Annotated in this window: 9 protein-coding genes; 2 read left to right on the top strand and 7 right to left on the bottom strand. The window is 71.9% G+C overall.

Features of this window, described 5'->3' with window-relative positions; translation table 11 throughout:
- Positions 1–417: 417 nt before the first annotated feature.
- Positions 418–795, top strand: coding sequence for a serine O-acetyltransferase (locus tag N866_RS22120; protein WP_216699444.1), 378 nt, complete (start codon positions 418–420; stop codon positions 793–795).
- A 47-nt stretch (positions 796–842) separates the two neighbouring features.
- On the opposite strand, the gene N866_RS12625 is transcribed toward N866_RS22120, so the two are convergent.
- The 7 genes from N866_RS12625 to N866_RS12595 all read right to left on the bottom strand — a co-directional run bounded on the left by N866_RS12625 (position 843) and on the right by N866_RS12595 (position 9,369).
- Positions 843–1,781 carry a polysaccharide lyase gene (locus N866_RS12625; protein WP_155855348.1) on the bottom strand — a complete coding sequence of 313 codons (939 nt, stop codon included), beginning with the start codon at positions 1,779–1,781 and terminating at the stop codon, positions 843–845.
- A 65-nt stretch (positions 1,782–1,846) separates the two neighbouring features.
- The gene (locus tag N866_RS12620) at positions 1,847–2,701 is read right to left on the bottom strand and encodes a WecB/TagA/CpsF family glycosyltransferase (protein WP_052023008.1); all 855 of its coding nucleotides are present in this window, start codon (positions 2,699–2,701) and stop codon (positions 1,847–1,849) included.
- Positions 2,698–4,368, bottom strand: a complete 1,671-nt coding sequence (locus N866_RS12615; RefSeq protein WP_034226837.1) for a hypothetical protein — start codon at positions 4,366–4,368, stop codon at positions 2,698–2,700. Before N866_RS12615 ends, N866_RS12620 begins: the two co-directional genes overlap by 4 nt.
- A complete protein-coding gene (locus N866_RS12610; protein ID WP_034226836.1) occupies positions 4,365–5,492 on the bottom strand; it encodes a glycosyltransferase family 2 protein in 1,128 nt (375 codons plus the stop codon). The genes N866_RS12615 and N866_RS12610 overlap by 4 nt, the downstream gene beginning before the upstream one ends.
- A gap of 176 nt (positions 5,493–5,668) precedes the next feature.
- Complete coding sequence (locus tag N866_RS12605) at positions 5,669–6,703, bottom strand: glycosyltransferase family 2 protein (RefSeq protein ID WP_216699443.1); 1,035 nt, start codon at positions 6,701–6,703, stop codon at positions 5,669–5,671.
- Positions 6,704–6,734: 31 nt separating this feature from the next.
- The gene (locus N866_RS12600; RefSeq protein ID WP_155855347.1) at positions 6,735–8,054 is read right to left on the bottom strand and encodes a lipopolysaccharide biosynthesis protein; all 1,320 of its coding nucleotides are present in this window, start codon (positions 8,052–8,054) and stop codon (positions 6,735–6,737) included.
- On the bottom strand, positions 8,041–9,369 hold the full coding sequence (locus N866_RS12595) for an O-antigen ligase family protein (protein ID WP_034226834.1): 1,329 nt from the start codon (positions 9,367–9,369) through the stop codon (positions 8,041–8,043). The genes N866_RS12600 and N866_RS12595 overlap by 14 nt, the downstream gene beginning before the upstream one ends.
- Before the next feature lie 191 nt (positions 9,370–9,560).
- Between N866_RS12595 and N866_RS12590 the strand changes: the two genes are divergently transcribed.
- Positions 9,561–10,511: a glycosyltransferase family 2 protein gene (locus N866_RS12590; protein ID WP_034226832.1), complete on the top strand. Its 951-nt coding sequence runs from the start codon at positions 9,561–9,563 to the stop codon at positions 10,509–10,511.
- Positions 10,512–10,531 lie beyond the last annotated feature (20 nt).

The raw sequence follows: 10,531 nt of genomic DNA, 5'->3' as shown, positions 1-10,531 counted from the left end.
CGTCGTGCGCGGTGCCCCCCACCGCTGGCGACGTGGTCGAGTCGGCCTGCACCGTACCCCATACGAGTGACCCCTCCGCAGGGACGTCCGCGGGAGAGGGGCCGTCACCGATCGCCCGAGCAGGGGCCTTCTGCCCGGCCCGGGCAGTCTGATCATGGTTTGCGTCGACGACCGCGTTAGGTTGGTCACATGGCAAGGTCGAGCATGTCGAGGAGACCCGGACCGTCGATCAGGCGACGCCCCGATGTGCCGGCGGGCGGTGGTCCACGCCCGTCCGACGAGTCACCGAGCCTCGCGCAGCTCATCCGAGAGGACTGGGTCACCTACGATCGACGGTGGCTCCATCCCGGCCTGCACGCCGTGATCGTTCACCGTCTCGGCCGCGCCAGCGCTCCGTCGAGGTCCTGGCGGGGACGCGTGCAGTGGTTCGTCTTCCGCGTGGCTCGGGTCCTCGTCGTCAACCTCTACGGGATCGAGATCCCCCCGGACGTGGTGGTCGGGCGGCGCCTGCGGCTACCTCACCCTCACGGCATCGTCATCGTGCCCGGCTCGGTGGTCGGCGATGACTGCCTGCTCCGGCACAACGTGACCCTCGGCCTCGCCTCGCCCACCGGCGTGGGTCGGCCCACCCTGGGCAACCGCGTCCAGCTGGGCCCGGGTGCGACCGTCATGGGCGGGATCAGCGTCGGCGACGACACCTTGATCGGACCGAATGCCCTGGTGATCAGGGACGTGCCGGCGAACAGCCGGGTGGTCGCACCGGTCGCCACGGTGCGTCCCGCCAGGAGGTCGTAGTCGGCAGGGCGAGCCGGTGTGCCTCGGCGCTCTCGCACCGCGGTCGGTCACGGGGTCGGGCCGCGGTACCCGTCCGTGAGGGCCCACTCGTCCGTGAAGGCGACGTTCTCCCGCGTCGGGAACTGGTCCTCGCCGCCGCCGAAGAAGTAGGCGGTCATCACCTGGTTGATCCGGAGCTCCTCGTGGTCCGCCGTGCGGTACTGGATGTCGTCGACAGAGATGCCCTTGTAGCCGTCGATCCACATCTCGTAGAGGCCGTCGTTCTCCCCCGGGGTGTTCAGCACGACGCGATGCTCGATGCGGTGCCACCGACCCTGCTCGAGCACCCCTGCGGCCGTCCCGTCGTGCTGGACGAAGCGCTTGGTGATCCCGTACCCGTAGTTCCCACGGTCGTCGATGTCCTTGCCGTTGCCGTGACGGGCATACAGGTACATGACCACGCTGCGGTCCTCTCTCCACATCGCGCGGACGGAGAACGACGACTCGTCGTAGCTCCCGCCCGCGGAGGTGTCGAGCGGATCCATGCCGTCCCGGATCCCCGCGAGGCCGCCCATCTTGCCGTCACCGATGAACTCGAACTCGGGCTCGAAGTACACGTCGTAGCTGAAGTGCACCTCCTCCTGCGGCTCGACCCCCATCGCGTCGAAGGCGTGCCGGTAGTCGGCCCCCCAGCGCGAGTCCTCCTCGAAGGTGATCCTGAGGACGTGGTCGCGTCCGGAGGGGCCCTCCGGCACGACCTCGGCGTTGGTCCGGCTCGCGGCCACGACCCCGGAACGGTCCTCCCACGACTCGTCCGTGTCGTCGCCCTCGGCCGCACGGAACGACTCCGACCACAAGGTCACCGGCGGCGTGGCCGGCACCTCGGGCGCAGGGCGGGGCGCTGATCGGGTCGAGGCGCCACCGTCGTCCGCCTGACGGAGCTCGACATCCGCCACCCGGCCGATCACGACGGCGACGACGAGGCCCAGGAGGGACAGGGTCAGCACCAGGGCGCGTCGGCGCAGCGGCTGTGCGCCGCGGCCGGGCCGTGGCGCACGGTCCCCCATGGCGGTCAGGAGGCCGCCTCGGAACCGCCACGGCTCCTGGCGGACCGGCGAGATCGCAGGTGTCGGGCGGCGATGCCCACGATGGCCCGATCCCTGACCAGGTACCTCTGGGAGAGGCGCACCGGCTCCTGGGCGAGCCGGTAGAGCCACTCGAGGCCGACCCGCTGCATCCAGGAGGGCGCCCGCTTCTTGGTGCCTGCGGCGAAGTCGATCGCTGCGCCGACGCACAGGTAGACCGCGGGGTGACGGGTCGACTGGGCCGCCGCCCAGATCTCCGCCCGGGGCGCCCCCAGACAGACCATGACGATGGACGGGTCCTCGGCGGCGATGCGGGAGCGCAGATCCTCCTCGGCCGGGGTCCCCTCGAAGCCCACAGGCGGGCTGTGCCCCGTGATCTCCAGCTCGGGGAACGTCGCGCGCAGCGCAGCCAGACCCGCCTGGAGCACGTCGGGCATGCCGCCGGCGACGAAGACGCGGTGGCCGCTCGCCGCCGCTCGCTCGCAGACGTCCAGGAAGAGGTCGGCTCCGGCCACGCGCTCCGGCAGGCGGTCCCCGGACAGGCGTGCCAGGACCAGGAGAGGGAAGCCGTCGCACAGCTGCAGTCGCGCGGCGTCGTAGGCCCCGCGGAACGTCTCGTCCTGCTCGAGCAGCACGAGATGATCCACGTTCGGGGTGACGACCAGCGCCGTCGCCCTCTCCGCGGCCCATGCCGACACGACCTGAGCCGCCTCGTCCCGCGACATCGGGTGCACGCGAGCGGCGCCGATCGGGACGCGCGCTGGTAGCAGCGGCGGCGCGACCACCGGCTCCGGGACCGTGCGTGCGTCGTCCGACGGGTTCGTCGAGGGGGGTGTGCTCATGCCCTCCCCTCCGTGCCCGGGTCTCCGTGGGGGCTGCCCGCACCGCTGCCGACGACGGTCGTCTCCGATGCGCGGGTGGGGCCGGAAGCATCGTCGGCCCCATCCTGGGGGTGACGGTCGGCGACAGCGGTGCCGCGCATCGCGGCGCTGCGAGGACCGCGGGGTGCGTCGGGCGCCACTGCGTCGTGCGACCGCGCGCCCTGGGCCGTCCGACGGCTCCACCACGGGCGGGTCAGCACCACGCCGTCCACGTGACCGCCGAAGTCCGCAAGGGTGTCGGCGACGTCCTGCAGCCGCTTGGCTCGTGTGCGACCCAGGGCGCACACGAGCAGCGTGGCATCGGTCAGGTTGCCGAGCGCGACCGCGTCCATGGCCGCAGAGGTCGAGTCGACGAGAAGCACGACGTCGAAGGTGCGGTGGATCTCGGCGAGGGCCGCGGCCGGGTCCGGCTGGTCGAGGAAGCCGGCCTGCGCGTCGTCCGGCGACGTCGCTGGCACCACCCAGACACCGGCGGTCGTCCGCCGTGCGGTCAGCGCGCCCAGCCGGCGGGTCTCCCCCGAGGGCTCGAGCAGCCTCTGCGCATCGCGGCCGCGCTCCACGCCGGTCACCACGACTGCGCGTCGTCCTGTCAGGTGCCAGCTCTCGGCCAGGCCGGCGGCGATGGCCACAGCATCACGAGCGTCGTCGCGCGTCGCCACCACCATGACGGTGCCGGGTTCGCCGTCGTCGAGCAGGCGCTCCAGGCGGAGCCGGACGCCCCTGGCGCCGGTCACCAGCGGGTGCCTGCGATCCGTCAGGGCACCCTTCATCTTGCGGCGGCCACCGGTGCGGGACTGGGGCAGCTCTCCGAGCGCCGGCACACCGAGCAGGAGCTGCGCCTCGGTACGGGTGCGGACGGGATCACGCAGCACGTCGAGCAGGAGCGCCGCGCCGCACGCCGCGAGGAAGGCACCGAGTGCCGACAGCGCGGCGGCGGTGGTCGGGCGTATGCCCTCCACCGGCTCGGGCGCCGATGCCGGGGAGACGAGGGCGATGCCGCTGGTGTCCACGGCCAGGCGCAGGCGGGCGCCCTCGACGCGCGCCGAGAGGGTCTCGTACCACGACTGCGCGCTGGCGATCAGCGGTGCGGCCGACGCGGGGGCGTCTTCCGTGGAGAGGGCGAGCAGGTCGGCCTCGGCCTCGGCCCGCTGCGCCTCGAGGTCGTCGACGACCTCCTGCACGGCGGCCTGCTGGAGCGCGCGGCGGTGGGTGACGTACGCGTCCACGAAGGCGGCGGTGAGCTCCTGGGCACGCTGCGGCTCGCTGTGCACCCCGGTGATGTCGACGAGCGTCGACACCCCTCGGGGTGCGATCGTCACCCGCTCGCGCATCTCGACGGCGCTCTCCGTCCAGCCGAGCGCGACGAGCGCCTCGCGGGCCCGCTCCGTGACGCCGTCGCTCTCGAAGAACTCGATCTCCGTCGCCAGACGGCTCTCCGGTGCCTCGTAGGGGGTGTCGAGGTTGACCACGCTCGCTGCCACGCTGCTGCCCGTCTGGACGACGGCTTCCGAGCGGTACGACGTGCCGCCCAGGCCTATGGCGACGAACAGCGCGGGAGCGAGGAGGGCCGAAAGGAGGACGATCGCCGCCCCGCGGCGCCGGAGCACGGAGAGGTAGCTGCCGATCATCGGTTCGTTCCTGTCTCCCCGTTGCCGGCGGTCTGTGCGGTACCCGGCACGGGCTGTGCGTGGGCGTTCGCGGTCGTCGTCGGCGGCGTGGCGGTGCGACCGCTCGGCGCCGTGGCGGCGCCGCCCACCGCGCTCCACCCGGTCTGCCGACGCTGGAACCAGCCCCACAGAGCGGGGAAGCCTCGCGGTCCGACGACCAGCGTCGCAGTCCAGAAACCCATCAGCAGCAGCTTCTGCGCCACGGTGAAGTGCGGGTCGGTGGCGACGGCGGACTGAAGGTTGCCGTACTCCGCGAACCGTCGTCTCCACGGCCCGTCCAGCATCGCGCTGGCATAGCGGTTACGGGCCCAGTGCGAGTTCCGCCGGGATGCCGCGAGCAGTCCGAAGTGGCCCGCCACCACGTCCTGGAACTCGATCTGCCGACGGAGTCCTGCTGGTGAGAGCATCCGCTTGAAGTACTGACCTTGCGGTTGCATCCGGTAGTCGGCCAGCGGAGTGCCCAGCGCCGCGACCGGCGCGAGGCAGGCGGCCCCGAAGGAGAGGTACGCGTCGGCGGCGAACGGGAAGCCCTTCGTCGGAGCGGGGAAGAGCGCGGCCATCACATCGCGTCGGAAGACCAGTCCGGACGCACCGGGTGCGACGTGCCGGGCCTGGCGGCGCATCTGCTCGCGGACGTCACCGTCGGACAGCGCTGCCGCGAGTGGCCTGACGATGCCCGTCGCCCTGCCCACCGGGTCGATCACGGCAAGGGGATGCATGATCATTCCGGCGTCCGGTCGTTCCCGTGCCATCCGGTCGACCTCGGCCAGCTTCCCCGCGTGGAAGCGGTCGTCGGAGTCGAGCAGGCAGATGTAGGCACCCCGGGACACAGCGAAGCCGTGCTCGAAGGCAGCCGTCTGACCACCGTTGGCGGTGCGCTCGACCACCACCTTCTCCTGCTGGCCGCTCGGGAGGGCCGCCCTGGCGCGCTCCAGGATCTCGCCCGTCCCGTCGGTGGAGCCGTCGTCGACGATCACCACCTCGAAGTCCTCGAGCGTCTGGGCGAGTGCGCTCCGGAGCATCTCCTCGACGTACTCACCCTGGTTGTAGGTGGCGCAGAGGATCGTGAAGCGCGGGCTCCCCATCGGCGGAAGGGCTCCTTCGTCATCAGACGGACGACCTTCTCGGTCGAGCGCGACCGGATTGCCCGGTTTGTTCTGAAGTAGCCGCCAGCGTACCGCGGGCGTCCGATCGGCTCATCTCGGGGTCGGGTGATTTCACCCGGCGGTGCTCTGCCCTCGTGGACGTGAGCGCCGAGCCCTCAACGTCGCGGGAGCGCCCTGCGGATGCCACCGACTGCCTGTGCCGCCGCCCGCCGGGCGAGCCGGCGGTACCACGTCTGCCGGCTCTGGGCCCGGCGCGCCGTCGACCAGTCGACGAGGCTGTCGTTGATGTTGTAGTCGCCCAGCTGCTCCGCAGGCATGTCCCCGGCCTCCACGCGGGCGATGACGGACGGCAGCCGGTCGTAGAAGATCTCCGAGCGCATGGTCGGGTGCAGGCTCCACATCCCCGGCCCGGTCCCGAGGAAGTCGATGCGCCGCAGCCCGAGATCGTTCATCCGCCGGCTCATGCTCCGTTCCGGGAGCTCGAACGGCGGGTGCCCCTCGAGGCGGGCCCTCACGGCGCTGCGCAGACGAGGGCGTTCGAGGGGCATGCCGTGCAGCCGCGAGCTCAGTGTGGCCCGGTCGAACAGCCACAGGCGCGTGCTGCAGCCGTGCAACCGGTAGCCGCGCACGTCACCGTCCATCCACTGCGGCTCGCCGCCCATCCGGGCGTGCTGCTCGCGGATGCGCTCGGGCAAGGATCGATCGGGCGTGGGGGGGCCGGGCAGCGGGGCGGTGCAGAGCACGTCAGGCTCCCGACGCATCAGGGCGAGAGCCTCGGCGATCCACGTCTGACTGCCGCCGCCGAAGAGCATGTCCGAGTCCGCGTGCAGGACCAGGTCGTTCCGGGCGGCGTGCCAGCCGAAGAAGTACGAGTAGAACGGCCCGCCGTCGTGGTTGCGCAGCGGGAAGGGGCGGCCGTCGAAGAAGCGTGCGCCGACCTCGGCCTGCATCGCCTCGGAGTAGTCCACCTCGATGACGTGCGCATTCGGGTACCGGTGGCACAGGTCGTCCAGCGTCTCCCGCAGGACGGCCAGGCCCTCGGCGGCCGCGCCGTAGCGACCCTGCACCTGGAGGAGGTTGAGCGTGAGCTGCACGTCGTCGACCTGCCCTGCCCACTGGCGCAGCTGGTGGGGCAGGACGTGCACGGCGTGACGCCAGTCGGTCGGCGAGACGGTGATCTCGAAGGTCACGGGGTGCACTGGTACCTCCACCTGGCTCGTGTCACTCGGGCTCGTCGATCGACGACGCCGGGGCGACGTCCGCCCCGTCCTCCGCCGGCGCGGTCCCCCGGCGGAGCCTGCTCCGCACCGCCCACAGCAGGAGGGTGGCCTGCAGGACCTCGGCCACCGCGGTGGCGATGATCGCGCCGTACAGGCCCAGGACCGGGATCAGCACGAGGTTCGTGGCGACGTTCACGCCCGCCGCGATCGCCACGCACCGCGTCCGGACGTGCTGGAACCCGGCGCCCGTCAGCACGTCACCGGTGAGCGACTGCACGACCTTCACCAGGACCAGGGGTGCGAGGAGCATCAGCAGGGGCACCGAGGGCCGGTACTGCTCGCCGACCAGCACCGGGACGAGCGGGGCGCAGACGACGAGGCCGACGCTCGCGAGCACCCCGTACGCCAGCAGGGGCTTCGCGAGCCGGCGCCCGAGTGCCGCCGTCGCAGGCAGACCGCCCTCCGCGCCGGCAGCGAAGAAGCGGTAGAAGGTCGTCTGGAGCACGGCGAGCACGGGGAGGTAGGCGATCGAGGCCATCCGGTACGCGACGCTGTAGTGGCCCGCGGGCTCCGCGAGCCCTGCCCGGACGAGCAGCGTCTTGTCGGCGTCGTTCTGGACGACCCCGGCGACGACGCTCCCGGTGAACGGCAACCCTTCCCGCACGCGGGTCACCAAGTGGTACCCGTGCACGGACGGCCTGCCGTAGCGACGCGCGGCCCACAGGAGCTGACCCGTGGCCGAGACGACCGCCAGGCCGGCGTAGATCGCCGCCCACCGGACCGGGTCCTGCCCCCCACCCGTGAGCGCGAAGAGGAGGACGGCGGCGAGCTTGGCGAGGTTCACCAGGGCTGCCGAGATCCCGCCGGCCTTCGCGTTGGCGGTCGCGAAGCAGAGTGCGTTGACCAGCGTGGTCGTCCCCGTGGCGACGACGTCCGCGATCGCGAGGAGCAGCAGGAGGGAGAGCAGGGTCTGCGGCAGGATGATCGGCTGGAGGACCGCGAGGCCGCCGACGACGACGAACCAGCCGAACGTCATCGTGACCAGCGCCGTGCCCAGTGCGTGGTTGGGCGGGACGTGGCCGCCGGAGACGTCCCGGACGATGAGGCGGTCTGCGCCGACGGCGGCGATCGGGGCCGATGCCAGCACCAGCGCCCAGGTGCCCGCGACGAGCCCGTACTCCGCCGGGCCGAGGATCCGCGCCAGGAGCAGGAAGTTCGCGGTCGAGGCCACGAGTGCTGAGACCTGTCCGAGCATCGCCCACGACACCGCGCGCTTCCCGTGGCCGAACCTCAGCCGCACGAGGCCCCTAGGAGGACCCACGACGGCTCCGTGAGGGGGGGCGTCGTCGGTGGAGCTGAGGCGTCAGCTCGGGCGGGCGGGCCGCGACCGCCGCCACGAGCAGCACGGTGTAGATGGTGTTGAGCTGGAACAGTCCGGTCTCCGCGAGGTTGGACACGATCGTCACCCCGGCGACCGACAGCCGCAGGGCACCCAGGTTCGCCCTTCCCGACCGGAGGTCGACGGCACCACGGATGAGGAGCCCGGTCAGGGCGACCACCGCGACGACGGCACCGACGACACCGAGGTCGAGCGCCACGTCGAGCAGCCCGTTGTGGCCGCTCGGGACGTCCCACTGGAGGTAGCCGCGGATCCGGTGGGCCTCCGGCGGGCCGAAGTCCTCGTGCCAGAACGCGCCGTAGCCGTAGCCGAGTGTCGGGCGGAGCGCGAACGCCTCGAGAGCGAATGCCCAGATCTCGGTACGGCCGGTGAGCGTGACGTCCTCGCCGACCGCGGCGGTCACCTGCTGCGCGTTCGTGCCTGGGAGGAAGGCGACCAGCGCGGCGAGGACCACCGTGGCGAGACCCGCGACGGCGGCCTTCCCGCGAGGATGCGCGGCCAGCAGGATCGCGGCCGCCACACCGAGGACGGCCGCGGCCAGGACCATCCCCCCGGTCGACGCCGTGAGCGCGAGAGCCGCCATCATGACCATGGCACTGAAGGCGGCTCCACGCCGCCGACGCTCATCCATGATGGCGACGGCCGAGGCTGCCAGGACGCCCAGTGCGACGATGCGCCCGAGCGTGTTCTTGGTCGGCAGCACGCCACGGAGCGTCCCGTGGACCTCGTCGAGCGCCAGCGCGGAGCCGCTGGCGTACAGCAGCAGGGAGGCCAGGGTGACCAGGAGCACAGCACGGCGCAACGCGTCGAACAGCTCCGGAGGACTCAGACGCCGGGCGAGGTAGACCCCGACGAGGATCGTGCCGACCAGGCCGATGCCGCGCCGCAGCGTGAGGTCAGGGGCGACCGACCACAGGACCGAGGCGACGGCGAGGCCACCCATGAGCGCCAGCGTGACCGGCAGTGCGATCTTCCGCCGCTTCCGGAACCGGTCGTCGAGGAGGCCGACGACGGCGACCAGGTACGCGCACGCCCACATCGCGAAGACGAGGGACTGGGTGTCTCCCGGGATCATGGGGAAGAAGGCGCCGGTGCCGAGGATCATGACCAGCACCGCGTAGGTGTGCAGGAGGTGCGAACCGCGCTCGGTGGCTCCTCCTCGTCGAGCGCCGTCCGACGGGTGCTCGGCGGCCGGTCCCGTGACGGTCGTGACGGGAGGGCGGATCGGTCGTGTCATCACCCTCCCCGGGCCGCACCGGCCTGCAGGACCGTCGCAGGGACGGCGGGGCCTCCGACGTCGTTGAAACTGTAGCGCCGGCTCCGCAGGTCGACGTTCCGACGTGGCTCTCGCAGTCGTGCGGTCCGGCGTCGTGATCACGACCCCGGAGCACCGACCACCGAGCGCCGCGCCGCATGTAACCTCCAGCCATGGACGGGTCTGCGGGCGTCGAGGTCGTCGGTTCCGTGACCGAGCTGTACCGGAGCCCCGAGCACGACGCCGCGGCGGGGACGTTCGAGGTCACCGTCGCGGTCTGCTTCGCGAGCAGTCGTGACACGTTGGCCGCCACGATCTCGTCCCTGCGCGATCAGGTGGACGCTCCCACCTTCGAGCTGCTCCTCGTCTCGAACGCCACGACGGACGACTCCGTCGAGGTCGCCCGTGCGGCGGCTCGTGGCCTGCCGACCCGGATCGTCGAGTGCCGCAGTGCCGGCTACGACTCCAATGCGCGCAACGTCTCCATGGTCGAGGCGGCGGCGGACAAGATCCTCTTCGTCGACTCGGACGACCTGGTGGACGCCGTGTACGTCGGTGTCATGTCGTCGGCTCTCGACCGCGCGCCGATCGTCACGTCGGTGTGGAGCCTGGAGCGCCTCAACGCGGGGCGGTTCCCCGAGCTCCACCGCATGCCGGGGACCGACACGAGCCGTTGGCCGTTCCGGTACCAGGGCTGGACGTTCGCACCGGCAGGCACCCTCGGCTTTCGTCGTGAGGTCCCGGCGACCGTCGGCGGGTTCGACCCGGAGCTCACCTACGGGGCCAACAACGAGTGGTGCTTCCGGGCCTACGCGGCCGGTTACGAGCTGGTCGTCGTGCCGGAGGCGGTGCTGCACTACCGCTTGCGACCGTCGACCCGGGAGACGATCCGGCAGCGCTACCGATGGGGTGTTGCCGAGGTCGCTGCGGCGAAGGCGGCGGCGCAGTACGGGTTGCCACCGAGGACCGGCGCTCGGGCCCTCGGTCTCGGGACCTACTCCCGCCTCCTCCTGCGGCTGGTCAGGATACGGACGGCCTACGACTGGTTCGACTTCCTGAGCACCACCGCGGCGGCGGCGGGGCACGTCACGGGGTCGGTCAGGTACCGGCGGCTGGACCTCTGAGCCCTGATCCACCGGTCGTC

Origin of the sequence: Actinotalea ferrariae CF5-4, from assembly GCF_000603945.1 — a bacterium.
GTDB classification, from domain to species: Bacteria; Actinomycetota; Actinomycetes; order Actinomycetales; family Cellulomonadaceae; genus Actinotalea; species Actinotalea ferrariae.
The sequence above is the reverse complement of the archived record's forward strand: the minus strand, read 5'-3'. Positions and strand labels throughout refer to the sequence as shown.

Excerpts from the sequence above, each read along its gene's own strand:
- N866_RS12620 (WP_052023008.1), bottom strand. The coding sequence starts at position 2,701 with ATGAGCACACCCCCCTCGACGAACCCGTCGGACGACGCACGCACGGTC.
- N866_RS12615 (WP_034226837.1), bottom strand. The coding sequence starts at position 4,368 with ATGATCGGCAGCTACCTCTCCGTGCTCCGGCGCCGCGGGGCGGCGATC.
- N866_RS12610 (WP_034226836.1), bottom strand. The coding sequence starts at position 5,492 with ATGGGGAGCCCGCGCTTCACGATCCTCTGCGCCACCTACAACCAGGGT.
- N866_RS12595 (WP_034226834.1), bottom strand. The coding sequence starts at position 9,369 with ATGACACGACCGATCCGCCCTCCCGTCACGACCGTCACGGGACCGGCC.
- N866_RS12590 (WP_034226832.1), top strand. The coding sequence starts at position 9,561 with ATGGACGGGTCTGCGGGCGTCGAGGTCGTCGGTTCCGTGACCGAGCTG.